At 70.7% G+C, this 23387-nt stretch carries 24 protein-coding genes; 15 read left to right on the forward strand and 9 right to left on the reverse strand.

The features are described 5' to 3' along the window. The first annotated feature begins 55 nt into the window (after positions 1 to 55). The 3 genes from ABKA17_RS26515 (at position 56) to ABKA17_RS26525 (ending at position 2341) form a co-directional block, all read left to right on the forward strand. Positions 56 to 1513: an aldehyde dehydrogenase gene (locus ABKA17_RS26515; RefSeq protein WP_353694735.1), complete on the forward strand. Its 1458-nt coding sequence runs from the start codon at positions 56 to 58 to the stop codon at positions 1511 to 1513. Between the two features lie 6 nt (positions 1514 to 1519). Continuing rightward, positions 1520 to 1753, forward strand: a complete 234-nt coding sequence (locus tag ABKA17_RS26520) for a ferredoxin (protein WP_353694736.1) — start codon at positions 1520 to 1522, stop codon at positions 1751 to 1753. Between the two features lie 81 nt (positions 1754 to 1834). Beyond that, positions 1835 to 2341, forward strand: a complete 507-nt coding sequence (locus ABKA17_RS26525) for a hypothetical protein (protein WP_353694737.1) — start codon at positions 1835 to 1837, stop codon at positions 2339 to 2341. Here the strand turns inward: ABKA17_RS26525 and ABKA17_RS26530 are convergent. After that, a complete protein-coding gene (locus tag ABKA17_RS26530) occupies positions 2325 to 2945 on the reverse strand; it encodes a TetR family transcriptional regulator (RefSeq protein ID WP_353694738.1) in 621 nt (206 codons plus the stop codon). The genes ABKA17_RS26525 and ABKA17_RS26530 overlap by 17 nt on opposite strands. A gap of 208 nt (positions 2946 to 3153) precedes the next feature. Between ABKA17_RS26530 and ABKA17_RS26535 the strand changes: the two genes are divergently transcribed. Genes ABKA17_RS26535 through ABKA17_RS26545 form a run of 3 tightly spaced genes read left to right on the forward strand, consistent with a single transcriptional unit; the run spans position 3154 to position 6334 of the window. Next, a complete protein-coding gene (locus tag ABKA17_RS26535) occupies positions 3154 to 4539 on the forward strand; it encodes a glycosyltransferase family 4 protein (RefSeq protein ID WP_353694739.1) in 1386 nt (461 codons plus the stop codon). Next, complete coding sequence (locus tag ABKA17_RS26540) at positions 4533 to 5267, forward strand: class I SAM-dependent methyltransferase (protein ID WP_353694740.1); 735 nt, start codon at positions 4533 to 4535, stop codon at positions 5265 to 5267. Before ABKA17_RS26535 ends, ABKA17_RS26540 begins: the two co-directional genes overlap by 7 nt. Further along, on the forward strand, positions 5264 to 6334 hold the full coding sequence (locus ABKA17_RS26545) for a prenyltransferase/squalene oxidase repeat-containing protein (protein WP_353694741.1): 1071 nt from the start codon (positions 5264 to 5266) through the stop codon (positions 6332 to 6334). The genes ABKA17_RS26540 and ABKA17_RS26545 overlap by 4 nt, the downstream gene beginning before the upstream one ends. A gap of 13 nt (positions 6335 to 6347) precedes the next feature. On the opposite strand, the gene ABKA17_RS26550 is transcribed toward ABKA17_RS26545, so the two are convergent. The 3 genes from ABKA17_RS26550 to ABKA17_RS26560 form a co-directional block, all read right to left on the reverse strand. Beyond that, positions 6348 to 6638 carry a hypothetical protein gene (locus ABKA17_RS26550; RefSeq protein ID WP_353694742.1) on the reverse strand — a complete coding sequence of 97 codons (291 nt, stop codon included), beginning with the start codon at positions 6636 to 6638 and terminating at the stop codon, positions 6348 to 6350. A gap of 42 nt (positions 6639 to 6680) precedes the next feature. Beyond that, on the reverse strand, positions 6681 to 7691 hold the full coding sequence (locus tag ABKA17_RS26555) for an LLM class F420-dependent oxidoreductase (protein WP_353694743.1): 1011 nt from the start codon (positions 7689 to 7691) through the stop codon (positions 6681 to 6683). 107 nt (positions 7692 to 7798) lie between these two features. Continuing rightward, positions 7799 to 8620 carry a hypothetical protein gene (locus ABKA17_RS26560; protein WP_353694744.1) on the reverse strand — a complete coding sequence of 274 codons (822 nt, stop codon included), beginning with the start codon at positions 8618 to 8620 and terminating at the stop codon, positions 7799 to 7801. Between the two features lie 388 nt (positions 8621 to 9008). Here ABKA17_RS26560 and ABKA17_RS26565 point away from each other — a divergent pair, with 388 nt between their 5' ends. Next, positions 9009 to 10250 (forward strand): RNA-guided endonuclease InsQ/TnpB family protein, encoded by a 1242-nt coding sequence (locus ABKA17_RS26565; RefSeq protein ID WP_353694745.1) that lies wholly within the window; start codon positions 9009 to 9011, stop codon positions 10248 to 10250. A gap of 175 nt (positions 10251 to 10425) precedes the next feature. Here the strand turns inward: ABKA17_RS26565 and ABKA17_RS26570 are convergent, their stop codons facing one another. Beyond that, positions 10426 to 11382, reverse strand: coding sequence for an N-acetylmuramoyl-L-alanine amidase (locus ABKA17_RS26570; RefSeq protein ID WP_353694746.1), 957 nt, complete (start codon positions 11380 to 11382; stop codon positions 10426 to 10428). A gap of 118 nt (positions 11383 to 11500) precedes the next feature. Here ABKA17_RS26570 and ABKA17_RS26575 point away from each other — a divergent pair, with 118 nt between their 5' ends. Then, entirely contained in the window at positions 11501 to 11716 is a 216-nt protein-coding gene (locus ABKA17_RS26575) for a chaplin family protein (RefSeq protein WP_353694747.1), read from the forward strand. Positions 11717 to 11729: 13 nt separating this feature from the next. On the opposite strand, the gene ABKA17_RS26580 is transcribed toward ABKA17_RS26575, so the two are convergent. Next, positions 11730 to 12380 (reverse strand): class I SAM-dependent methyltransferase, encoded by a 651-nt coding sequence (locus tag ABKA17_RS26580; RefSeq protein ID WP_353694748.1) that lies wholly within the window; start codon positions 12378 to 12380, stop codon positions 11730 to 11732. A 175-nt stretch (positions 12381 to 12555) separates the two neighbouring features. Continuing rightward, entirely contained in the window at positions 12556 to 14289 is a 1734-nt protein-coding gene (locus ABKA17_RS26585; protein WP_353694749.1) for an MFS transporter, read from the reverse strand. A 160-nt stretch (positions 14290 to 14449) separates the two neighbouring features. Here ABKA17_RS26585 and ABKA17_RS26590 point away from each other — a divergent pair, with 160 nt between their 5' ends. The 3 genes from ABKA17_RS26590 to ABKA17_RS26600 are packed head-to-tail and all read left to right on the forward strand — an operon-like array spanning position 14450 to position 17304. Continuing rightward, complete coding sequence (locus tag ABKA17_RS26590) at positions 14450 to 15883, forward strand: MFS transporter (protein ID WP_353694750.1); 1434 nt, start codon at positions 14450 to 14452, stop codon at positions 15881 to 15883. Positions 15884 to 15940: 57 nt separating this feature from the next. Next, a complete protein-coding gene (locus ABKA17_RS26595; protein WP_353694751.1) occupies positions 15941 to 16480 on the forward strand; it encodes a SigE family RNA polymerase sigma factor in 540 nt (179 codons plus the stop codon). Further along, positions 16480 to 17304, forward strand: a complete 825-nt coding sequence (locus tag ABKA17_RS26600; protein ID WP_353694752.1) for a hypothetical protein — start codon at positions 16480 to 16482, stop codon at positions 17302 to 17304. The genes ABKA17_RS26595 and ABKA17_RS26600 overlap by 1 nt, the downstream gene beginning before the upstream one ends. Before the next feature lie 60 nt (positions 17305 to 17364). Here ABKA17_RS26600 and ABKA17_RS26605 read toward each other — a convergent pair whose 3' ends face one another. Further along, positions 17365 to 17997: a response regulator gene (locus ABKA17_RS26605; RefSeq protein ID WP_353694807.1), complete on the reverse strand. Its 633-nt coding sequence runs from the start codon at positions 17995 to 17997 to the stop codon at positions 17365 to 17367. Between the two features lie 109 nt (positions 17998 to 18106). Between ABKA17_RS26605 and ABKA17_RS26610 the strand changes: the two genes are divergently transcribed. Beyond that, positions 18107 to 18598: a nucleotidyltransferase domain-containing protein gene (locus ABKA17_RS26610; RefSeq protein ID WP_353694753.1), complete on the forward strand. Its 492-nt coding sequence runs from the start codon at positions 18107 to 18109 to the stop codon at positions 18596 to 18598. 119 nt (positions 18599 to 18717) lie between these two features. On the opposite strand, the gene ABKA17_RS26615 is transcribed toward ABKA17_RS26610, so the two are convergent. Beyond that, positions 18718 to 20118, reverse strand: coding sequence for a sensor histidine kinase (locus ABKA17_RS26615; RefSeq protein ID WP_353694754.1), 1401 nt, complete (start codon positions 20116 to 20118; stop codon positions 18718 to 18720). Between the two features lie 322 nt (positions 20119 to 20440). Here ABKA17_RS26615 and chsH3 point away from each other — a divergent pair, with 322 nt between their 5' ends. Genes chsH3 through ABKA17_RS26630 form a run of 3 tightly spaced genes read left to right on the forward strand, consistent with a single transcriptional unit; the run spans position 20441 to position 23357 of the window. Next, positions 20441 to 21298 (forward strand): enoyl-CoA hydratase ChsH3, encoded by an 858-nt coding sequence (gene chsH3 / locus ABKA17_RS26620; RefSeq protein ID WP_353694755.1) that lies wholly within the window; start codon positions 20441 to 20443, stop codon positions 21296 to 21298. A gap of 29 nt (positions 21299 to 21327) precedes the next feature. After that, positions 21328 to 22404 carry a Zn-dependent alcohol dehydrogenase gene (locus ABKA17_RS26625; protein ID WP_353694756.1) on the forward strand — a complete coding sequence of 359 codons (1077 nt, stop codon included), beginning with the start codon at positions 21328 to 21330 and terminating at the stop codon, positions 22402 to 22404. Between the two features lie 14 nt (positions 22405 to 22418). Further along, positions 22419 to 23357 carry a 3-oxoacyl-ACP reductase gene (locus tag ABKA17_RS26630; protein WP_353694757.1) on the forward strand — a complete coding sequence of 313 codons (939 nt, stop codon included), beginning with the start codon at positions 22419 to 22421 and terminating at the stop codon, positions 23355 to 23357. The last annotated feature ends 30 nt before the right edge of the window (positions 23358 to 23387 follow it).

Here is a 23387-nt window from a genome sequence, read left to right on the forward strand (position 1 = left end):
ATCAGTTCCGTTATCTGATGAACCGTCAGAGCCAGCTCCCGGGGAGGCACTCGCCATGACCGAGCTCGTGGAACACGGACAGCTGTTCATCGGCGGGGAGTTGACCGACCCCCTGGGCAAGGACGTCATCGAGGTGATCTCCCCGCACACCGAGGAGGTCATCGGACGGGTCCCGCACGCCTCCCGGGAGGACGTGGACCGGGCGGTCGCGGCGGCGCGCAGGGCGTTCGAGGAAGGGCCCTGGCCACGGATGACGCTCGACGAGCGCATCGAGGTCGTCTCCCGCATCAAGGACGGGATCCTCACCCGGCACGAGGAGTTGGCCCGCGTCATCTCCTCCGAGAACGGCTCCCCGTACTCCTGGAGCGTCCTCGCGCAGGCGCTCGGCGCGATGATGGTGTGGGACGCGGCGATCACGGTCGCACGGAACTTCACCTACGAGGAGCAGCGCGACGGCGTCCTCGGCAAGATCCTCGTCCGGCGCGAACCGGTCGGCGTCGTGGCCGCCGTGGCCCCGTGGAACGTCCCGCAGTTCGTGGCCGCCGCCAAGCTCGCGCCCGCGCTGCTCACCGGCTGCACGGTGGTGCTGAAGCCGTCACCGGAGTCGCCGCTGGACGCGTATCTGCTGGCCGAGATCACACGCGAGGCCGGGCTGCCGGAGGGCGTGCTGTCGATCCTCCCCGCCGACCGCGAGGTCAGCGAGTACCTGGTCGGGCACCCGGGCGTGGACAAGGTCTCCTTCACCGGGTCGGTCGCGGCGGGCAAGCGTGTGATGGAGGTGGCGTCGAGGAACCTCACGCGCGTCACCCTCGAACTGGGCGGCAAGTCGGCGGCGGTCGTCCTGCCGGACGCGGACATCGAGACCTCCGTCCCCGGGATCGTCTCGGCGGCCTGGATGAACAACGGCCAGGCGTGCGTGGCCCAGACCCGTATCCTCCTGCCGCGCTCCCGCTACGACGAGTTCGCGGACGCCTTCGCGGCGGCGGCGAGCGCGCTGGTGGTCGGCGACCCGCTGGACCCGGCGACCCAGGTGGGCCCCCTGGTCGCACAGCGCCAGCAGCGCAGGAACCTGGACTACATCCGCATCGGCCAGGAGGAAGGCGCGAAGATCCTCACCGGCGGCGGCCGCCCGCCGGGCCTGGACCGGGGCTGGTACGTGGAGCCCACCCTCTTCGGCGACGTCGACAACTCCATGCGGATCGCGCGGGAGGAGATCTTCGGCCCCGTGATCTGTCTCCTTCCCTACGGCGACGAGTCCGAGGCCCTGAAGATCGCCAACGACTCGGACTACGGCCTTTCCGGCAGCGTCTGGACGGCCGACGTGGCCCACGGCATCGAGGTGGCACGCCAGGTCCGCACCGGCACCTACTCCGTCAACACCTTCAGCCTCGACATGCTGGGCCCGTTCGGCGGCTACAAGAACTCGGGCCTGGGCCGGGAGTTCGGCCCGGAAGGCTTCGGCGAGTACCTCGAACACAAGATGATCCACCTCCCGGCCGGCTGGGAGGGCTGACGGGTCATGGGCGACCGCTGGCAGGTCGAGGTCGACCGCTCCGTCTGCATCGGCTCGGCCCAGTGCGTCCACCACGCCCCCGACGGCTTCCACCTCGACACCGCCCGCCAGTCCCACCCCGCCGAACCGGAGACCGACGCCAACGAGAAGATCCTCGCGGCGGCGGAGAGCTGCCCGGTGGAGGCGATCATGATCACGCTGCTGGGGAGCGGGGAGCCGGTGTTCCCGCCGGAGGAGTAGCTCACGTGTGCGAAACTCCCACCGTCTGTGAGTGATCTGTGAGGCGGGGGAGCGATGCGACGGGCGGGGAGCGCCGTGGCCATGGCCGGGGTGGCAGTCATGGCCTTGGCGGGATGCGGCGGTGACGGTGACGGGGGCGGCGACGGTGCGCCCGCGGCGGGCGCGGACCGTCGGGTGGTGACCACCGATGCCGTACGGGCGGACCTCCGGGCCGCCCTGAAGGCGGGCGGATTCGGACAGCCGTCGTTCGTCGACGAACAGTCCGCGGCGATGAAGCGGCGCCCCTGTCAGGTCATGGGGCAGCTGCGCATGCCCACGCCGGATCGGAAGGCCACCGAGCGGGCCGTCGCCGAGCTGGTCGAGCGCGGCTGGCGGAAGACCGAACCGATGGAGTACGGGGACGGCGTCGGCTGGGCGCTGAACCGCGGGGGCTGGGAACTGAGCTTCCTGGCCGGCGTGGCGTCCGAGGAGGGCGTGGGCGCCGCGGTCCCAGCCGGGGGACAGGGCCAGGCCGAGGTGTTCAAGGGGTTGTCGTTCTATGGGTACGGCCAGAAGTGCGGGCAGGCCGGAGCTACCGCGTCTCCCTGACCTCGGTCAGGTCGATCAGCCGGCACACCGTCTCGATGTCGATCTTGACCTGGGCGATGGAGGCGCGGCCCGACAGCCAGGTGATCAGCGCCGAGTGCCAGGTGTGCTCGATGACCCGGACGGCGGAGAGCTGGTCCGGGGTGGGGTTCTCCAGGCCCATCGCGTCCAGGATGATCACCGTGGTCTGCCGGGAGACCTGGTCGACCTCGGGGGAGACGCTGCGGTCGGCGAAGGTCAGGGCGCGCACCATCGCGTCCGCCAGATGCGGCTCCCGCTGCAGCGCCCTGAACGCCCGCATCAGCGTCTCCGCCACCCGCTCCGCCGCCGACTCGCCCTGCGGCGGCTTCTTGCGCAGCGTGCCGTGCATGTGCTCCAGCTGGTCCTGCATGGTGGCGACCAGCAGATGCACCTTGGACGGGAAGTAGCGGTACAGCGTGCCCAGCGCCACCTGCGAGGACTCCGCGACCTCGCGCATCTGCACCGCGTCGAAACCGCCCCGGCTGGCCAGCTGCGCGCTCGCGTGCAGGATGCGGCGACGACGGGCCTCCTGCCGCTCCGTGAGAGGCGGGGAGGCGGGGCGCTGGGTGCTGACTTCGGCAGGCATGGGTCCCGTCCGTGACAGTCGGTGAGGGCGAGTGATCACACAGCATGGCAGGGGTGCCGGTGGTGGCGTGAATCACCTGATCCACTGCTCACACCGCCCCTACCTGCCGGTAGATTCAGAGCCTCTTGAACGATCAAGTCTGAAACTTGTTCTAGATTAGCGTCCCGGCGTAATCTCGCGGGAAACAGCAGGGAGAAGGGGGCCCGGAGTGACCGCTGAGGCCAGTCGGACGGGGTCCCAGGAGGACCCGGCCGCGGACGGCGAGCGACCGCTCAACATCGCACTCCTCACCTACAAGGGAAACCCGTTCTGCGGCGGCCAGGGCGTCTACGTCCGCCACCTCTCCCGCGAGCTGGCCCGCCTCGGCCACCGCGTCGAGGTCATCGGCTCCCAGCCCTACCCGGTCCTCGACGAGGGCGACGACATCGACGGCCGGCTCAGCCTCACCGAGCTGCCGAGCCTCGACCTCTACCGCTCCCCGGACCCCTTCCGCACCCCGAAGCGCGACGAGTACCGCGACTGGATCGACGCGCTCGAAGTCGCGACCATGTGGACCGGCGGCTTCCCCGAGCCCCTCACCTTCTCGCTGCGCGCCCGCCGCCATCTGCGCGCCCGTCGCGGCGAGTTCGACGTCGTCCACGACAACCAGACGCTGGGATACGGCCTCCTGGGCGACATCGGCGCCCCCCTGGTCACCACGATCCACCACCCCATCACCGTGGACCGCCAGTTGGAGCTGGACGCGGCCGAGGGCTGGGGCCAGCGGTGGGCCAAAAGGCGCTGGTACGCCTTCACCACCATGCAGAAGCGGGTGGCCCGCAGGCTCCCCTCGGTCCTCACCGTCTCCGGCACCTCCCACCAGGAGATAGTCGACCACCTCGGCGTCCGCGACGACCGGGTCCACGTCGTCCACATCGGCGCCGACTCGGACCTCTTCTCGCCGGACCCCTCGGTCCCGGTGATCCCCGGTCGTATCGTCACCACCTCCAGCGCGGACGTCCCCCTCAAGGGCCTGGTCTTCCTCGTCGAGGCCCTCGCCAAGGTCCGCACCGAGCACCCCGACGCCCACCTCGTCGTCGTCGGCAAGCGCGCCGAGGACGGCCCGGTCGCCCAGGCCATCGAGCGCTACGGCCTCGAAGGCGCCGTCCGCTTCGTCAAGGGCATCTCCGACGCGGAACTGGTCGACCTGGTCCGCTCGGCCGAGGTCGCCTGCGTGCCGTCCCTGTACGAGGGCTTCTCCCTCCCGGCGGCGGAGGCGATGGCCACGGGGACCCCTCTGGTCGCGACGACCGGCGGAGCGATCCCGGAGGTCGCCGGACGGGACGGGGAGACGTGTCTGGCCGTACCGCCGGGGGATTCCGGGGCGCTGGCGGCCGGCCTGAGCCGACTGCTGGGGGACCCCGAGCTGAGGGCACGGCTCGGCCGCGCCGGCCGTGAGCGGGTACTGGAGCGCTTCACCTGGGCCCGGGCCGCCGAGGGAACGGTGGCCAGGTACCGCGAGGCGATCGCCGGGCCCGGGACCGCGACCTTGACCTCGACCGACCACTCCGCAGCCGCCACAAGCACCTATTCCGAAAGCAGGGCCACGTGCTGACCGTCGACTTCACCCGGTTCCCGCTAGCTCCGGGCGACCGCGTCCTGGACCTCGGCTGCGGAGCCGGCCGGCACGCGTTCGAGTGCTACCGGCGGGGTGCCCAGGTCGTGGCCCTGGACCAGAACGCGGAGGAAATCCGCGAGGTCGCCAAGTGGTTCGCGGCGATGAAGGAGGCGGGCGAGGCGCCGGAGGGTGCCACCGCCACCGCGATGGAGGGCGACGCGCTCGCGCTCCCCTTCCCCGACGAGTCCTTCGACGTCGTGATCATCTCCGAGGTCATGGAGCACATCCCGGACGACAAGGGCGTACTCGCCGAGATGGTCCGGGTGCTCAAGCCCGGCGGCCGGATCGCCATCACCGTCCCGCGCTACGGCCCCGAGAAGGTCTGCTGGTCCCTCTCGGACGCCTACCACGAGGTCGAGGGCGGCCACATCCGCATCTACAAGGCGGACGAACTGCTCGCGAAGATCCGCGAGGCGGGCCTCAAGCCGTACGGCACCCATCACGCGCACGCCCTGCACTCGCCGTACTGGTGGCTGAAGTGCGCGTTCGGCGTCGACAACGACAAGGCGCTGCCGGTGCGGGCGTACCACAAGCTGCTGGTCTGGGACATCATGAAGAAGCCGCTGGCGACCAGGGTCGCCGAGCAGGCCCTCAACCCCCTGATCGGCAAGAGCTTCGTGGCCTACGCGACCAAGCCGCACCTGCCCGCGGTGGACGCTCGGTGACGACTCCGCGTACCGAACACCTGGTCCTGCCCGGGGTGTTGAACGCCGAGGAGGCCGCCGCGACCGTCGCCGGCATTCTCGCCGTGCAGCGGGAGGACGGGGCGATCCCGTGGTTCCGCGGCCACCACCTCGACCCCTGGGACCACACCGAGGCCGCGATGGCCCTGGACGCGGCGGGCGAGCACGAGGCCGCCGAGCGGGCGTACGACTGGCTGGCGCGGCACCAGAACGAGGACGGGTCCTGGTACGCGGCGTACCAGGACGGGGACTTCGCGGAGGTCACCGACCGGGGCCGGGAGACGAACTTCGTCGCCTACATAGCGGTCGGGGTGTGGCACCACTACCTCTCCACGGGCGACGACACCTTCCTGGACCGGATGTGGCCGTCCGTCTACTCGGCGATCGAGTACGTCCTGCGGCTCCAGCAGCCCGGCGGCCAGATCGGCTGGAAGGGCGAGGACGACGGCACGTTCACCAACGACGCGCTGCTGACCGGCTCCTCGTCGATCCACCACGCCCTTCGCTGTGCGCTCGCCATCGCCGAGCAGCGCGAAGAGGCCCAGCCGGACTGGGAGTTGGCGGTGGGGGCCCTCCGCCACGCGATCCGCCGCCACCCGGAGCGTTTCCTCGACAAGGACCGCTACTCGATGGACTGGTACTACCCGGTGCTGGGCGGCGCGCTCACCGGCACGGAGGCCAAGTCCCGTATCGAGGCGGACTGGGACCGCTTCGTCGTCCCCGGCTTCGGGGTGCGCTGCGTGGTCCCGAACCCCTGGGTCACCGGCGGCGAGTCGGCCGAACTCGCTCTCGCGCTGTGGGCGACGGGCGAGTCCGACCGTGCGCTGGACATCCTCCAGTCGATCCAGCATCTGCGGGATCCGGAGAGCGGGTTGTACTGGACCGGGTACGTCTTCGAGGACGGCGCCGTCTGGCCCCAGGAGCTGACCACTTGGACGGCGGGTTCACTGCTCCTCGCGGTCGCCGCGCTGGGCGGCCACGAGGCGACATGCGCGGTCTTCGGCGGCGACCGCCTGCCGAGCGGCCTTGACCCGGACTGCTGCGGCTGAGCGTGCGGCTGGTTCAGTGCCGGTGCACCCGGTTGGCGATGGCGTGTCCGACGAACAGGTAGACCACTGCCGCCAGCCCGTACCCGGCGACGACCCGTGCCCACGCCTCGTCGAACGTGAACAGGTCGTGGCTCCAGCCGGCCAGCCAGCGAGCCGCGTCATGGATGAACTGCACGAAGTCGTTCGCGCGGTTCGCGTCCAGCAGGTACATCAGGATCCAGAGGCCCAGGATGAGGGCCATGATGTCGGCGACGATCGCTATGACCGTGCCGGCCGAGTTGGCACCGCGATATCGAGGGGACATAACCATCGGGTTGCCGCACTCGACCGAATGAAACCCGTACGACTACGAGTTGAGCTCCGCCAGCACCCGCAGGGTCTCCCGGTCCGGCGCCAGCGCCAGCAGATCCGTCACCGGCCCCTTCCGCCACGACTCCAACCGCTCCGCGATGCGTTCGCGCGGCCCGACCAGGGAGATCTCGTCGGCGAAGGCGTCGGGCACGGCCAGCACGGCCTCCTCGCGACGCCCCTCCAGGAACAGCCGCTGGATCCTGCGCGCCTCCTCCTCGTACCCCATCCGTGCCATCAGGTCGGCGTGGAAGTTGCGGGCCGCGTGCCCCATGCCGCCGATGTAGAAGCCCAGCATGGTCTTCACGGGGAGCAGGCCCTCGCGTACGTCGTCACAGACCCGGACCTGGGCCATGGGCGCGACGAGGAAACCCTCCGGGGCGTCGGTGAGGGAGGCCTCGTAGACCTCGGGGCGGGTCGGGGACCAGTACAGGGGGAGCCAGCCGTCGGCGATACGGGTGGTCTGGGCGACGTTCTTCGGACCCTCGGCGCCCAGGAGGATCGGGAGGTCGGGGCGCAGGGGGTGGGTGATGGGCTTGAGGGGTTTGCCGAGTCCGGTGGCGTCCTCGCCCCGGAAGGGGTGCGAATGAAAGCGCCCGGCGAGCTCGACCGGCGCCTCCCGCCTGAGGACCTGGCGTACGACATCGACGTACTCCCGTGTCGCGGTCAGCGGCGACTTCGGGAACGGGCGGCCGTACCAGCCCTCGACCACCTGCGGGCCGGAGAGCCCGAGACCGAGCATCACGCGCCCACCGGAGAGATGGTCGAGGGTGAGGGCGTGCATGGCGGTGGTGGTCGGCGACCTGGCTGCCATCTGGGCAACCGCCGTGCCCAGCCTGATCCTTGAGGTCTGCGCGGCGATCCAGGTGAGGGGCGTGAAGACGTCCGCCCCCCAGGACTCGGCCGTCCACACAGAGTCGTAACCGAGCCGCTCCGCCTCCCGCGCCAGCGGCACATGATCGGGGTTGGGGCCACGCCCCCAGTAGCCGAGCGCGAGACCGAGCCGCATAGCCGCCTCCTGACGGTGTGTCAGTTCGCTGGTCGAGGGAGGCGACTGTACGACAACGGCCCCCCGCCCGGAAGGGCGAGGGGCCGTGCGTTGATGTCGCTTCGGGATCAGCCGCGCTGGATGCCCGACGTGTCCTGCAGTACGCCACGACGGCCGTCCTGCGTCTGCGCGACCAGGTTGGCGCCGCGCTGCTCGACGGCCAGGTACCAGGTGCCCGGTGCCAGTTCGGCGATCGGCGACTGCGAGCCGTCCTCCGCGAAGAGCGGACGCGCCACCGGAACGGCGAACCAGAACGGGGAGAAGTCCCCAGCCGGCTGCGGCGCCTGCGGCTGCCCCGGCTGCGGCTGCCCGGGCTGAGGCTGACCACCGTAGGGCTGCCCCGGCTGAGGCTGACCACCGTAGGGCTGCCCCGGCTGCGGAGCACCGGCACCCGGGTAGCCGTAACCACCGGGAGGCTGGGCACCGTAGGGCTGGGGGGCGACGGGGCGGGGGGCCGGGATGAGGGCGGCCTGGAGGGCGGGGAGGAGGGGGGTGGCGATGGCCCCCGCGGCGAGTAGGAGGGCGGCGATCAGGCCGAGGATCAGGCCGGCGCCCGACTCGACGTCGAATCCGCCGGTGTCGACCGACCCTGCTGGGTCGATGATCGTCCAGAACGCGGTCCACGCGGAGAAGACCGACAGCGCGACGCCGAGCTGACCGAGGTCGAGCCCGACGACCTTGCGGGGCTGCGGCAGGGCGCGGGCGACAACGATCAAGGCCGCGCCGGCGAAGCCGCCGATGTACATGCTCATCAGGAGGCCGAGATTGTCCCAGGCGTTGGGGACGTTGCTACCGCCGTTGCCGTAGGTGTCGAGGAACGACGCGATGAAGAGCAACACCGCTGCTCCGATCACCACGCCGTCGCCCCGAGTGAGGGAGCGGATATTCACTTCAAGGAGTCCTTCGGTTCAGTCGTCTCATCGTCGGCATCGCTGGAGGCGTCGCTGTCACCATGTCGCCGTCAGGCCTCGGTGTGAAGCGCGGGGGTGGCCCCTCATCGTAGGGACGACCTTATCGTCCGCCCGGAGGGGCTGTCCGCAGGGATCAGCCCGCGAAACATGAGACGTGCAGGAAACTCACGATTCCTTCAGAGGGTCGCGCTAGGAACCCCGGGTTCAGCCCCAGGAAGAGTCGCTTCGGGAGACGGGATCGCGGCAGCTTGGGGGGCGCCCGGTCAAGTCAGACGGAACCGAACACTCGCGCGGCCTGTAGCTGGGAAGTAGGGCAGGTGTGCGGAAGTCGTCTGCTTGTGCACCCATGCTCTTAGGGTCGGATGCCATGAAGCTGGTCGTGCAAGTGAAGCTGCTACCGACGCCTGTGCAGGCGGCGGCGCTTGAAGCGACCCTGCGTGCCTGTAACGAGGCGGCTACCTGGGTCAGCGAAGTGGCTTTTCGGAAGGATGTCAGGAACAACTTCGCCTTGCGCAAGCTCACCTATGACGCGGTGAAGGCGCAGTGGAACCTCGGTGCCCAGGCCGCCCAGCACGTGATCAAGAAGACCTGTGACGCCTATGCGGCACTCAAGGCGAATCTCAGGGCCGGGAACTTCGGAAAACCCGGTTCGCGGCGATACCACAGGGCCACAGGGAGGTCGATCGTCTTTCGTGCAGAGGGCGCACAGCCCTACGACGACCGCATGCTGTCCTGGCGGATCGACCGGCGCTGCATCTCGATCTGGACGACGGTCGGGCGGATCAAGAACGTGGCATTCACGGCGAGTCCCGAGCAGCTGGTCACCCTCGCCTTGTACCGCAAGGGGGAGTCCGATCTGGTGTGTCGGGACGGCATGTGGTTCATGAGCGCCACATGCGAGGTCCCCGAAGCCCCGCTGAACGCAGGCCCGGTGGACTTCCTAGGCGTCGACCTGGGCATCGTCAACATCGCTACCACCAGCGATGGAGAGATCATGGCCGGGCGCGAGCTCAACCGGATTCGGGGGCGGGAGCGAACCCTGCGGGCCAAGCTGCAGCGCAAGAACACCCCGTCCGCCAAGCGCCGGCTGAAGAAGCGCAGGCGCAAGGAGTCGCGGCGGGCTCGGGACATCAACCACAAGATCGCGAAGGTTATGGTGGCCGAGGCTGAACGCACCGGTCGCGGAATCGCCCTGGAGGACCTCAGGGGCATCCGGGAACGGGTACGGCTTCGCAAGCCCCAACGGGCCACCCACTCCAGCTGGAGCTTTGCCCAGCTGGGGTCGTTCATCGCGTACAAGGCCCGCCGGGCGGGGGTTCCGGTGGTGTACGTCGATCCGGCGTACACCTCCCGCACCTGCGCCGAGTGCGGGCACATCGACAAGGCGAACCGGGTCTCGCAGGCCTGGTTCGCGTGCCGGAACTGCGGATTCGTTGATCACGCAGACCGGAACAGCTCCCGCAACATCCGCGCACGTGCGTGGGAGTTGTGGCGACGCGGGGCCCAGTCAATGGCCCCTGCTCCACCCTCGCGTCAGCGGGGCAGTGGGGCTGAACGCAAACGCAGCGTCACATCCAGTGGCGCCCGTTGTGCAAGCCGGTCGCTTTAGCGACGGCAGTTGACAGATCCCCTGTGCCGCTTCTACTGCCAGCTATCGCTGGTCCGTAGTACCGCGTCTCTGGGCTCGGTGCCTGTGGTAGGCCTTTGGCGCGGGCGATGCATCGCCCGCGAAGATCGGACACGAGTGATGCGCAGACGATGAGTTCGGTGAAGCCTCGAACCGCCTAGCTCAAAAAACTTGCCACTCCATCGAAGATCCCCTGCGCCGCCTTCTGCCGCCACGTACCGCTGGTCAGCAATGCCGCGTCCTTGCTATCGCGCATGTTGCCGCACTCGATGAACACCTTGGGAACCGTTGACAGATTGAGACCGCCGAGGTCCTTACGCGTGACGAGACCGGTGCCGTCGCCGACGTAGTTGGAGGGGGCGCTGCCGGTGGCGCGGACGAAGTTGCCGGCGATGCGTTCGCCGAGGGAGGCGGAGGAGGCGACGATCGGGCCGGTGTCGGCGCTGCCCGCCTTGACCTTGCCGGGAAGGATGACGTGGAAGCCGCGCTGGCCCGCGCCCGCGCCGTCCGCGTGGACCGACACCACGGCGTCCGCGTGCGCCTTGTTGCCGATCTGCGCGCGTTCGTCGATGCACGGGCCGAACGTCCGGTCGCCGTCCTGGGTCAACTTCACCGTGGCGCCCTGCTGCTGAAGCAGCGTGCGCAGGCGGTGGGCCACGTCGAGGGTGAACTTGGCCTCGGTGTAACCGGCGTTGGTGGACGTGCCGGTCGTGTCGCACTCCTTCCAGGTCGTGCCGATGTTCACCTTCTTGTTGATCTCGGCCGTGTGCTGGAAGTTGTTCGGGTTGTGACCCGGGTCGATGACGACGACCTTGCCCTTGAGGGGGCCGGAGGCGGCCGGGGCGGAGGTCGTGGGGGTGGGGCTCGGCTTGTCGTCGTCCGTGGCGGACTTCGAGGGTGTGGACAGCGGGGACGTCGTGGCAGTCACGGGCGCGCTCGACGACGTCGGTGTCCCCGCCGCCTCCTCGGAACCTCCACCGGATCCACCCACCGTCTCGTACACCAGCCACCCGAGCAGCGCGCCCGGGACCAGTGCGGCGACCGCGACGGTGAGGGGGCGGCGCCGGGGGCGGCGGGGCTGGGGAGGATCGAAGTCCGGGCCTACGTACGACACGACAGCCACCCTAGCGGCGGGTCGACGGTGGGGCGGGGTGGTGGGGGCCGGACGGGTCGTTTCATCCGAACGGCACACCGGCGTCGCTCACGGCTGGGCGGTATGCCGAGAATCGCCCATGAGATCACACCTGCGTGGCATAGCAAGCGCGCTCATCACCGTCACCGTCGCCGCGACGGTCGTCCTCGTCGCGCCCGCGGCCCAGGCCGCCTCGTTCCCCTGCACCCCGCCGGAAGACGTCTGTGCCGTCGACGTCGTCCACGGTCAGCCGGGCGTCGGTACGGGCAACGTCATCCAGACCCCGGTCGACATCGACCTCAACGTGAAGCCCTGAGGCGCGCGGCGCCTCAGATCCCCGTACCCACCCGCCGCAGCACGCGCAGCGTGTCCGTCACGGAGACCTCCGTGAAGGCCCCCGACTCCAGCGCCCGCAGATAGATCCGGTACGGGGCCTGGCCGGTGAACTCGTCCTTCGGGTCCGGGTGGACGTCGTGGATGAGCAGCAGCCCGCCCTCCGCCACATGCGGCGCCCAGCCCTCGTAGTCGGCGTTCGCGTGCTCGTCGGTGTGGCCGCCGTCGATGAAGACGAGGCCGAGGGGGGTGCCCCAGACCTTCGCGACCTGCGGGGAACGGCCGACGAGGGCGACGACGTGGTCCTCCAGACCGGCCTTGTGCAGGGTCCGGCGGAAGGTCGGCAGGGTGTCCATCAGGCCGAGCTCGGGGTCGACCGTCTCCGGGTCGTGGTACTCCCAGCCGGGCTGCTGCTCCTCGCTGCCGCGGTGGTGGTCGACGGTCAGCGCGGTGACCCCGGCCGCACGGGCCGCGTCCGCGAGCAGGATCGCGGAGCGCCCGCAGTACGTGCCCACCTCCAGGAGCGGCAGCCCGAGCCGCCCGGCCTCGACGGCCGCCGCGTACAGGGCGAGCCCCTCGTCCACGGGCATGAACCCCTTCGCGGCCTCGAAGGCGGCGAGGATCTCGGGCTTGGGGGCCGCGGTCATGGGGGGCCTTTCGGTCGTACGAGGATGCGGGCGGCCCCATGGTGCCCCACACCCCCCGTCACCTGGATGACAGGGGGTGCGCGAATCGTCTTGAGGGGCGCGGGGCTGTGTCGATGTGCGGCTCCACCGCGTGAGCGCGACCGGCCACGAACCACCCGCAGCCGACCCCCGACCCCTACGCGGTCACAGCCTCCCCCGGCAACGAAAGATCCACGTCCACGGCACTGTCATCCCCCGCATGCGAGGCAGCAGACGCAAGCGGCCCATGCCCGGACGCCTTCGCCGCGAGCACGTACGCCCCCTCCGCCGGAACGGCTAGCGAGTAACTGCCGTCCTCGCCGGACAGTGTCGCCCCCGCCTGACGACCCCGGCGGTCGATCAGCGTGACCTTGGCACGGGCGACGGGCTCGCCGTCGGCACCCAGGACCCGACCCCGGAAGCCCCGCAGCGCCTCCTCCGCACGCTCCAGGTTCGCGTCCTCCTCGCTGCTCGCGCGCAGCTGCGGCGCGCGGTTCGGCTTCGGCAGGAACAGGGCCATCAGCAGGCCGATCGCCACCGCGCCGGTCGCGATGAGGAAGGAGACGCGGAAGCCGTGCATGGTCGGGATCTCGACGCCGTTCACGGTGTTCGCGGTGTTGGCCAGGACCATGCCGATGACGGCGCTCGACACCGACGTACCGATCGAACGCATCAGCGTGTTGAGGCCGTTCGCCGCGCCCGTCTCCGAGGCGGGGACCGCGCCGACGATCAGGGCGGGGAGGGAGGAGTAGGCGAGTCCGATGCCCGCGCCCAGCACGACCGCGATGACCAGGCTCTGCCAGGCCGCGCTCATGAGCCCCAGCCCCGCGCCGTAGCCGATCGCGATGATCAGCATGCCGAGGATGAGGGTGAACTTGGGGCCGTACTTCGCGGACAGGCGGGCGTAGACGGGTGCCGTGAACATCATCGTCAGGCCCAGCGGGGCGACCAGCAGACCCGCGACGACCATCGACTGGCCGAGGCCGTAGCCGGTGGCCTTCGGGAGCTGGAGCAGCTGGGGAAGGACCAGCGAGACGACGTAGAAGCTGACGCCGACCATGATCGAGGCGAGGTTGGTGAAGAGGACGGCGGGGCGGGCCGTGGTGCGCAGGTCGACGAGGGGGGCCTTGGTGCGCAGCTCGTACACGCCCCACAGGAGGAGTACGGCCGCGGAGGCGCCGAACAGGCCGAGCGTGGTGCCTGAGGTCCAGCCCCAGTCGCTGCCCTTGGTGATGGGCAGGAGGAAGAGGACCAGGCCGGTGGAGAGGCCGAACGCGCCGAGCAGGTCGAAGGAGCCCTCCGCGCGCATGTCGGATTCCGGTACGACGAGGAGGGTGAGGACGATGGCGAGGGCGCCGAGGCCGGCGGCACCGTAGAAGAGGGCGTGCCAGTCGGCGTGCTGGGCGATCAGGGCCGCGAGGGGGAGGGCGAGACCGCCGCCGACGCCGATCGAGGAACTCATCAGGGCCATCGCCGAGCCGAGCTTCTCGCGGGGCAGCATGTCGCGCATCAGGCCGATGCCGAGCGGGATCGCACCCATGGCGAAGCCCTGGAGGCTACGGCCGAGGACCATGACGATCAGGTCGCTGGTGAGCGCGCTGATCAGCGCGCCGACCACCATCACCGCGAGGCTCGCGATCAGCATCCTGCGCTTGCCGTACAGGTCGCCGAGGCGGCCCATGATCGGCGTGGCCACGGCACCCGACAGGAGGGTGGAGGTCAGGACCCAGGTGGCGTTGCTGGGGGCGGTGTCCAGGAGCTGCGGCAGGTCCTTGATGACCGGGACGAGCAGGGTCTGCATCACCGCGACGACGATGCCCGCGAAGGCGAGCACCGGGACGACGGCACTGCTGCTCGCGCGGGTGGGCTGGTCGGTCGGGGTAGGTCTCATGTGCGTAAGGAACTCGGTGTGCCCGGGCAACTATTCCGATGTTTTGGACAGCTAACGATTTCTTTATCTTCTCTTGACGCACGGCCTTCCCTGCGGCCTCCTGTGCGGCTGCGGTCCTACGTCGATATCCCGATGCCAGGAGCGTGGAGGGGTTGAGAGCATGACACCCATGCCCGCAGCCGCCGAAGTCTCCGCCCCCTCCCGTCGCCGACCCGCGCCGCCCGCCTGGCTCGTCGTCGCGCTCGCCTGCGCCGGGCAGTTCCTCGTCGTCCTCGACGTGTCCGTCGTCAACGTGGCGCTGCCGTCGATACGGGCCGACCTGGGCCTCGGCGAGCAGGGCCTGCAATGGGTCGTCAACGCGTACGCCATCGCCTTCGCCGGGTTCATGCTGCTCGGCGGACGGGCCGGTGACCTCTACGGCCGCAAGCGGATGTTCCTGGTCGGGCTCGGCCTGTTCACCGTGGCCTCGCTGGGCGGCGGACTGGCCCAGGACGGCTGGCAGCTGCTGCTCGCGCGGGCCGCGCAGGGGCTGGGCGCGGCGGTGCTGGCGCCCTCGACGCTCACGATCGTCACGTCCGCCGTACCCGAGGGGCCCGCACGCGCGCGTGCCATCGCCACCTGGACGGCGGTCGGCGGCGGTGGCGGCGCGGCCGGCGGACTCGTCGGCGGAGCGCTGGTCGACGTGTGGTCCTGGCGCTGGACCCTGCTGATCAACGTGCCGGTCGGCGCCGTCGTACTCCTCGGCTCCCTGTGGTGGCTGACCGAGAGCCGGGCCGGTGACGGACGGCGGCTCGACCTGCCGGGCGCGCTGCTGGTGACGGCCGGACTGGCCACCCTGGCCTACGGCATCTCCCAGACCGAGGCCGAGGGGTGGACGTCCTCGGAGACGGTCCTTCCGCTGCTCCTCGGACTGGGGCTGATCGGGGCGTTCCTGCTGGTCGAGTCGCGTACGGCGGCGCCGCTGATGCCGCTCGGACTGCTGCGCCTGCGATCCGTGGCCTCGGCGAACGTGGCCATGTTCCTGTCCGGCTCGGCGATGTTCTGCATGTGGTTCTTCATGACGCTGTACGCCCAGAACGTGCTCGGCTACTCGCCGCTGGAGGCAGGCCTCGCCCTGGTGCCGAGCTCCCTGGCCGTGGTCCTGGGCTCGAAGGCGGCGCCACGGCTGATGCGGGCGCTGAACGCGCGGCTGGTGGCGGTGCTGGGAACCGGCGTCGCGGTGGCCGGGTTCGGCTGGCAGTCGACGATGACCGTGGACGGCGGGTACGTGGTGGCCGTCATGTGCCCCGGGATCCTGATGATGCTGGGCGCGGGCCTGGCGACCACACCGCTGGCCGCGCTGGCCACGTCCGGGGCGGCGCCGGGGGAGGCGGGGCTGGTGTCGGGCCTGGTCAACACCTCGCGCACGATGGGCGGCTCGCTGGGGCTCGCGGTGATGTCGACGATCGCGGCGGCGCGGACGGCCGGGAGTACGAGCCCCGAGGCGCTGACGGAGGGATACGCGCTGGTGTTCCGGGCCGGGGCCGGCGTGCTGGTCGCCGGGGTGGTGCTGATGCTGGTGTGGCTGCCGCGAGGAATTTCCGCGAAGTCGTAGAACAGAGGCAACGGTCTGTGCGGTCCATGGACTCCTTTAGACATCTAGGAGGTGCCCATGGGGGATCGCAAGGAGGCTCGGGACGAGGAGTTCCAGAGCTTTGTCATCGGCCGCTGGCCGCGGTTGATGAGGACGGCATTTCTCCTCACGGGGGAGCAGCACGCCGCGGAGGACCTGGTCCAGTCGACCCTGGAACAGGTCTACGTGGCCTGGCGCAGGGTCGGCTCGGCCGACGACCCGGAGGCGTATGTACGGCGCGTGATGATCAACGCGCACGCACGCAAACACCGTCGGAAACTCCGGGAGTTCCTGGCGCCCAAGGACGACTCGGGCCTGGTCCGCGAGGTCGCCGACACCGGTGACCGCATCGCCCAGGCCGAGGACCGCAACGCCCTGCTGAAGGCGTTGGCGCAACTGCCGCCACGGCAGCGCGAGGCGGTCGTCCTGCGCTACTGGGAGGACCTCACCGAGACACAGACCGCCGAGGCGATGGGCTGTTCCGTCGGTTCGGTCAAGAGCAACGCGGCCAAGGGAATCGCGAAACTCCGCGCCATACCGGGGCTGTCCGACATGGCGACGCAGGGAGGGCGGAAGTGATGAGCGCGGACCGGGAGACGAACCACGACATGACGAACGGCGACATCACCCAGCTGCTGGCCGGCGCCGCGGACGAGGTCGAGATCGGTATAGCCCCCTACCAGGCGGTGATCCAGGGTGGACGCCGTCGCAAGGCCCGCCGCTGGGCGGTCGCCGCGGCCACGGCCCTGGTGCTCGCCGGCTCCTCGGCGACGATTGCGGTGGCGGGGCTGCCGGGCGGGGACGGGACGGTGGCACCGGCGGCGACCCAGTCGGCGACGCCGGAAACCGACCTGTTCACCCCCGCCCGGACGACCCTCGCGACCGGCACGGAGAACGGCAAGGAGTGGCGGGTCTACATCGACGTCTGGGCGGCCCCGCGGACCGAGGTCCAGGCAGCGGGCCAGTTCGAGGCGATGGGCGAGTACGGCGACGTCCCGACAGGCGTGACCGAGGCCTCCCAGCTGATCGGCAGGACTTCGTACGTCGTCTCCTTCAGCTACGGCGACAAGCGGCGCGGCGTGTTCGAGGACGAGTTCACCAAGGGCGAGGCGATGCGGGGCACGGACCTCCAGTCCGCCGCGATCCCCTTCGCCGACCGCGACGGTGCCCCCGAGCGCCTGGTCATCGGCATGGTCGGCCATGACGCCCAGCAGGTCGGCTGCACCTGGAAGAACGGCACGACGACCAAGGCCGACAGGGTCCCCGCGCCTTCGGACGTCAACAGCGACGACCCCGCGATCCGCCCGGCGGAGGGCTCCCCGGTGGACTGGTTCGTGTGCCGGGCACCGGAGGGGACGGTGTTCAAGGAGGTGGGGGTGACGCTGGTGAAGACGCCGGCGTAGGAAACGCAGGTGTCGCCGGTGAGCTGGGCGGCGGTGCGGCGTCTCGGGGGTGCAGGCGGTCTACAGCCACCCCCGCTGCCGTGCCTCCCGCAGCGCCTCCATCCGGTTGCGGGTGCCGGTCTTGCCGATGGCGGAGGAGAGGTAGTTGCGGACCGTGGACTCGGAGAGGTGGAGGGCGGACGCGATGTCCGCGACCGTCGCGCCGTCCGCCGAGCCGCTCAGTACGTCGCACTCGCGGGCGGTGAGCGGGTTGGGGCCGGCGCTGAGGGCGGCCGCGGCCAGGGCCGGGTCGATGACCGTCTCGCCGGTCAGGACACGGCGGATGCAGGAGGCCAGTTCCTCGACCGGGCCGTCCTTGACCAGGAAGCCCGCGGCGCCCGCCTCCATGGCCCGGCGGAGATAGCCGGGACGGCCGAAGGTGGTCAGGATCAGGACCCGGCAGTCGGGGGCCTCGTCGCGGAGCTCGGCGGCGGCGTCGAGGCCGCTCTTGCCGGGCAGCTCGATGTCGAGGAGCGCGACGTCCGGGCGGTGGGTGAGCGCCGCGTCCACGATCACGTCGCCGGTGCCCACCTGGGCCACGACCTCGATGTCCGGCTCCATCCCGAGCAGCAGCGCGAGCGCGCCCCGCATCATGCCCTGGTCCTCGGCGAGCAGAACCCTGATGGACTTGGCGGGCCGGTGATCCCGGGGCATCTCGTTCACGGCCTCAGGGTAGGGCGCGGGGGCCGGGGGCGCCCGGTGCGGCGCCGGGGCGATATGGCTCGCGGTGGCCGCCTCGGTCGCGGGTAGCTTGCCTCAAGTGATGACATCCGATGACGTGTTGAGCGTGCTCGCGCTGCTGCGGCGGGCGGAGGTGGAGGTCTGGGTCGGCGGGGGCTGGGGGATCGACGCGCTGGTCGGTGAGCGGACCCGGGACCATCGGGATTTGGATCTGATGCATCGGCGGGAGCAGGAGCCCGCGGTTCTCGCCGCGCTGGCCGATGCCGGGTTCGTGGAGAGCCTGGACTGGCGGCCGGTGCGGTTCGTGGTCACGGCGCCGGACGGGCGGGAGATCGACCTGCATCCGCTCGTCTTCGCGGCGGACGGCTCCGCGACGCAGGCCTCCCTCGAACCGGACCGCCCCTTCGACTACCCGCCCTCCGCCTTCGTGACCGGCACCATCGGGGGCACCCCCGTCCCCTGCCTCTCCGCCGAGCAGCAGGTCCACTTCCACCAGGGATACGAGCCGACGGAACGCGACCGACACGACATGGCCCAGATCCGCCGAGCCTTCGGAATCCCCACCCACTTCTGAGGCGCACGGCCCCATCCGCTCCACACTTTCCGCGGGGAGGGCCGCCTCCAGGGGAAGGGGCGCCTCGAGGGGAAGGACCGTCCCCTCCACGGAGAGGTCCGCGACGCCCACGGGCAGGCTCACGCCTCCACCCGCGCCACGCCTTCCGCCGGGAGGACGGCATCCTCCGCGAGGCAGGCAGTCCCCTCCACGGACCGATCCGTGACGCCCACCGACAAACCCGCGCCCCCCACCGGCGCCTCCACCCTCTCCACCAGCACCTGCACCCCTTCCACCGGCGCCTCCACCCTCTCCACCGGCACCTGCACCCCCTCCACCGGCAGCTCAGCCGTCACCACGAACCCGCCCCGCGGCCCCGCCCCCGCCTCCAGCCGACCGCCCGCCGCCGCGAGGCGTTCCGTCAGCCCCTTCAGGCCGGTGCCCTGGGTTCCCGCCGTCTCCGTGGGGCCACGTCCGTCGTCCGCCACTCGCAGTCGCACGCGCTCCACCTCCCCGTCGACGGAGATCTCGCACCGTGAAGCCCCGCTGTGCCGTACCGCGTTGGTCACCGCCTCCCGTACCACCCAGCTCAGCAGTGTCTCCGTCTGGGCGGCCGGCGGTGGCCCGGAGTGTCGTACGACGGGCTCGATTCCCGCGGCCGTAAGCGCCGAGCGGGCCCGGTCCATCTCCGTGCCGAGGCTTCCCTCGCGGTAGCCCGTCACGGCCTCCCGGATCTCCGTCAGCGCCTGGCGGCCGACGGACTCGATGTCGGTGATCTGGGCGAGGGCCGCGTCCACATCGCGTGGGGCCAGTCGCCGGGCCGCCTCCGACTTCACCACGATCACCGACAGGGTGTGGCCGAGCAGGTCGTGCAGATCGCGGGAGAACCGCAGGCGCTCCTTCTCCACCGCGCGCCGGGCCAGCTCCTCGCGGGCGGCACGCAGTTCCCGTACCGCCTCGGCCAAGGACAGGATCGCCGCGGTCACCATGGTCGACAGGAACGTGGCGTAGCCGATGTTCACCGCGTCCCAGCCCTCCCGGACCGCGGAGACGGCGACGGCGAGCCCCGTGAGGCCGAGGCCGACCCGGCCGAGCCACGGGCCCCGGGTCACCGCGCCGGTGGCCAGTCCGAGCAGTGGGAAGAAGAACAGCCAGTTGCCGCCGTAGCCGACGGCCAGGGCGCAGGTGACCAGGCCCATCAGGAGCAGCGCCACCCGGGTGGAGCGGGCCTCGCGCTTCTCCTTCACGAAGGCGCGGAAGACAACGTAGATGTAGAGGGAGTTGAAGGTGAGCAGTCCCAGGGCGCCCAGCCATGGTTGTGCGGTGCCGGCCTGGAAGAGGTTGGAGAAGGCGCCCATGCCCATCAGCAGCCAGGGCAGGAGGGAGAAGCCGGTGGGCGGCGGGCCCGGGTTCTCGGGAGGCTTGCCGTTGCGGCGTGCGGCGCGCTGGTCGGCCTTGAACCGCTCCATGTCCGACTTCCAGCCCGCCCGCGCCACCTGCCAGGCGTCCATACGGCACGACGCCTTCCGTAGCCAGGACATGTGCCCACCCCCCTGTCGACCGTTCGCCTGTGTCATGACTCCCACGCTACGAACCCGCCCACCTGCGCGGCAGAGGCGCTTGTACGGAAACCGGCGGTACAAATGTCACCGACCCCTCGCCGACCCCGGTTTCTGACATGCCGTCAGCAGTCTTCACAACTGTCGGGAGCTGGGCTATACAGGGGTCGCCGTACTGGAACGCGTTCTAGAACGAGCACCGACGAACGCCTCCGGCCCGGCCCCGTGAACGACCTCGGTGCGGCCGACGGTGCGGACGGCCGCACCGAGGTTCCGAACCCACGAGCGAGCCCCCAGGAGCCCCATGCCCATCGACGCCGCCAAGGCCGTGGCCGCCGAACCCCGGACCGGCGAGATCGCCTGGAACTCCAAGGACGTGCAGCTCTACCACCTCGGCATCGGAGCGGGCATCCCGGCGACCGATCCCGACGAACTGCGCTACACCCTCGAGTCCAGGCTGCACGTCCTGCCGAGCTTCGCCACCGTCGCCGGCTCCGGCTCGCCCGGGGTCATCAGCGGACTGTCCATGCCGGGCATCGAGGTCGACCTCGCCAAGGTCCTGCACGGCGGCCAGTCACTGACCATCCACCGGCCCCTTCCCGCCGAGGGCACCGCCACCGCCACCGGCCGGATCGCCGCGGTCTACGACAAGGGCAAGGCCGCCGTCCTCGTGATGCGCACCGAAGTCGCCGACGCCGAGGGCCCGTTGTGGACCAACGACGCCCAGATCTTCGTACGGGGGGAGGGCGGATGGGGCGGCGACCGTGGACCGTCGGGCCGTCTCGACCCGCCCTCCGGAGAGCCCGACCGGGTCGTCGAACGGCGCCTCCGCGAGGACCAGGCCCTGCTCTACCGCCTCTCCGGCGACTGGAACCCCCTGCACGCCGACCCCGAGTTCGCCAAGGTCGCCGGCTTCGAGCGGCCCATCCTGCACGGACTGTGCACCTACGGCATCACGCTCAAGGCGGTCGTCGACACGCTGCTCGGCGGGGACGTGACCCGGGTGCGGTCGTACGACACCCGGTTCGCCGGGGTCGTGTACCCGGGGGAGACCCTGCGCATCCGGATGTGGTCCGGCGCGGACTCCGTGCGGGTCGCCGTCAGCGCCGTCGAGCGGGGCGACGCGCCCGTGCTCGCCGACACCGTCGTCCAACACACCTGATTCCACCCGCTGTCGAGGGGAGCCGCACCATGCGCGCAGCCGTACTGCACGAGATCGGCCAGGACAAGCTGGAGGTCCTCGACGACGTCGAGGCGGTGGGGTTCGGCCCCGGACGGGTGAGGATAAGGGTGCGGGCCGCGGGGCTGTGTCACTCCGACCTGTCCGGGATGAGCGGAGTGCTGCCGCAGCCGGCGCCCTTCGTGCCCGGTCACGAGGGTGCGGGCGAGATCCTCGAAGTCGGGGAGGGCGTCAGCCACTTGAAGGCCGGTGACCGGGTCGTCGTCTGCTGGCTGCCCGCCTGCGGTGCCTGTTCCGCCTGCAAGCGCGGCCAGACCGAGCTGTGTCTGGCCGGGTTCATGAACGCCGGCACCCCCAACTTCAGGCGCCCCGCCGGAGACGTCTTCGGCATGGCGGGCACCGGCACCTTCACCGAGGAGGTCGTCGTCGACGCCGGCTGCGCGGTGCCGATCCCCGACGACGTGCCCTTCGACATCGCCGCGCTCATCGGCTGCGGGGTCACCACCGGACTCGGCGCCGCCCTCAACACCGCCGACGTGGCCGCCGGTTCGTCGGTCGCGGTCATCGGCTGCGGCGGCGTCGGCATCTCCGCCATCCAGGGTGCCCGGCTCAAGGGCGCGGCGGAGATCGTCGCCGTCGACCCGGTGCTCTCCCGTCGCGAGTCCGCCCTCAAGTTCGGTGCCACCAGGGCGGTTTCCCCCGACGAGCTGGCCGACGCCAAGCAGCAGATCACCGCCGGTGAGGGCTTCGACTACGTCTTCGAGGTCGTCGGCAAGTCGGCCACCGCCCGCACCGCGTACGACAACACCCGGCGCGGCGGCACCCTCGTCGTCGTCGGCGCGGGCGCCATGGACGACAACCTCCAGTTCAACATGTTCGAGCTGTTCTTCGACGAGAAGCGGATCCTGCCGTCCATGTACGGCGGCGGCGACGTCCTGACCTCCTACGAGCGGACCATCGCCCTGTGGCGGGCCGGCCGTGTCGACCTGGAGGGCCTGATCACCCACCGGGTCCCGCTGGCCGACATCAACGAGGCCCTGGACCAGATGCGGACGGGCACCTCGCTCCGTACCTGCATAGAGATCTGAGGAGAACTCCGGGGATGTCACTGCCACTTGAAGGGCTCTCCGCGATCGTCACCGGCGCCGGTCGGGGTCTCGGCCGGGCCGAGGCGCTCGAACTCGCCCGGCTCGGCGCCGCCGTCGTCGTCAACGACTACGGCCAGCCCGGCCGGGACGGCTCCGGCGCGGCCTCCGCGGGTCCCGCGGAGGAGGTCGCCGCCGAGATCCGCGCGGCGGGCGGCAAGGCGCTCGCCCACACCGGGGACGTCGCCGACTTCCAACAGGCCGAACAGCTCGTCCGGTTGACCGTCGAGGAGTTCGGCAAGCTCGACATCCTCGTCAACAACGCGGGCATCCTGCGCGACCGCATGGTCTTCTCCATGGCCGAGCAGGAGTGGGACGCGGTGATCCGGGTCCATCTCAAGGGGCACTTCAACACCACCCGCTTCGCCGCCGCGCACTGGCGGGAGAGGTCCAAGGCGGTCGGTGGGCCGGTGTACGGGCGGATCGTGAACACCTCCTCGGAGGCTTTCGTCGCGGGCTCGGCCGGACAGCCCAACTACGCGGCGGCGAAAGGCGGCATCGTCGGCCTCACCACCTCCACGGCCCTCGCCCTCGCCAAGTACGGCGTCACTGCGAACGCCATCTGCCCGCGCGCCCGCACCCGGATGACCGAGGACGTCTTCGCGGGCTTCGAACCACCCGACGCCGGGCTCGACCCGCTCGCCCCCGAGCATGTCGCCCCGCTCGTCGGCTACTTGGCGGCACCGGCCGCCGCACGCGTCAACGGCCAGCTGCTCGTCGTACACGGAGGGATGGTCGCCGTCGTCGAACGGCCGCGTGTGCAGGCCAAGTTCGACAGCAAGCAGGAGACCTTCACCTACGACGAACTGGACGCGCTGCTCACCCCGCACTACGCGGGACGGCCGTCGGGAGAGACCTTCGCGGCGACCGAGGTACTGGGGCTGAAAAAGGAGTAGGCCCCGCTCACCGCCAGGGTGAACGGGGCC

The sequence above is a fragment of the Streptomyces sp. RG80 genome, from assembly GCF_040446465.1.
Taxonomy (GTDB): domain Bacteria; phylum Actinomycetota; class Actinomycetes; order Streptomycetales; family Streptomycetaceae; genus Streptomyces.

Excerpts from the sequence above, each read along its gene's own strand:
- ABKA17_RS26515 (WP_353694735.1), top strand. The coding sequence starts at position 56 with ATGACCGAGCTCGTGGAACACGGACAGCTGTTCATCGGCGGGGAGTTG.
- ABKA17_RS26520 (WP_353694736.1), top strand. The coding sequence starts at position 1,520 with ATGGGCGACCGCTGGCAGGTCGAGGTCGACCGCTCCGTCTGCATCGGC.
- ABKA17_RS26525 (WP_353694737.1), top strand. The coding sequence starts at position 1,835 with ATGGCCGGGGTGGCAGTCATGGCCTTGGCGGGATGCGGCGGTGACGGT.
- ABKA17_RS26530 (WP_353694738.1), bottom strand. The coding sequence starts at position 2,945 with ATGCCTGCCGAAGTCAGCACCCAGCGCCCCGCCTCCCCGCCTCTCACG.
- ABKA17_RS26550 (WP_353694742.1), bottom strand. The coding sequence starts at position 6,638 with ATGTCCCCTCGATATCGCGGTGCCAACTCGGCCGGCACGGTCATAGCG.
- ABKA17_RS26555 (WP_353694743.1), bottom strand. The coding sequence starts at position 7,691 with ATGCGGCTCGGTCTCGCGCTCGGCTACTGGGGGCGTGGCCCCAACCCC.
- ABKA17_RS26565 (WP_353694745.1), top strand. The coding sequence starts at position 9,009 with ATGAAGCTGGTCGTGCAAGTGAAGCTGCTACCGACGCCTGTGCAGGCG.
- ABKA17_RS26575 (WP_353694747.1), top strand. The coding sequence starts at position 11,501 with ATGAGATCACACCTGCGTGGCATAGCAAGCGCGCTCATCACCGTCACC.
- ABKA17_RS26580 (WP_353694748.1), bottom strand. The coding sequence starts at position 12,380 with ATGACCGCGGCCCCCAAGCCCGAGATCCTCGCCGCCTTCGAGGCCGCG.
- ABKA17_RS26585 (WP_353694749.1), bottom strand. The coding sequence starts at position 14,289 with ATGAGACCTACCCCGACCGACCAGCCCACCCGCGCGAGCAGCAGTGCC.
- ABKA17_RS26590 (WP_353694750.1), top strand. The coding sequence starts at position 14,450 with ATGACACCCATGCCCGCAGCCGCCGAAGTCTCCGCCCCCTCCCGTCGC.
- ABKA17_RS26595 (WP_353694751.1), top strand. The coding sequence starts at position 15,941 with ATGGGGGATCGCAAGGAGGCTCGGGACGAGGAGTTCCAGAGCTTTGTC.
- ABKA17_RS26600 (WP_353694752.1), top strand. The coding sequence starts at position 16,480 with ATGAGCGCGGACCGGGAGACGAACCACGACATGACGAACGGCGACATC.
- ABKA17_RS26605 (WP_353694807.1), bottom strand. The coding sequence starts at position 17,997 with ATGCCCCGGGATCACCGGCCCGCCAAGTCCATCAGGGTTCTGCTCGCC.
- ABKA17_RS26610 (WP_353694753.1), top strand. The coding sequence starts at position 18,107 with ATGACATCCGATGACGTGTTGAGCGTGCTCGCGCTGCTGCGGCGGGCG.
- ABKA17_RS26615 (WP_353694754.1), bottom strand. The coding sequence starts at position 20,118 with ATGTCCTGGCTACGGAAGGCGTCGTGCCGTATGGACGCCTGGCAGGTG.
- chsH3 (WP_353694755.1), top strand. The coding sequence starts at position 20,441 with ATGCCCATCGACGCCGCCAAGGCCGTGGCCGCCGAACCCCGGACCGGC.
- ABKA17_RS26625 (WP_353694756.1), top strand. The coding sequence starts at position 21,328 with ATGCGCGCAGCCGTACTGCACGAGATCGGCCAGGACAAGCTGGAGGTC.
- ABKA17_RS26630 (WP_353694757.1), top strand. The coding sequence starts at position 22,419 with ATGTCACTGCCACTTGAAGGGCTCTCCGCGATCGTCACCGGCGCCGGT.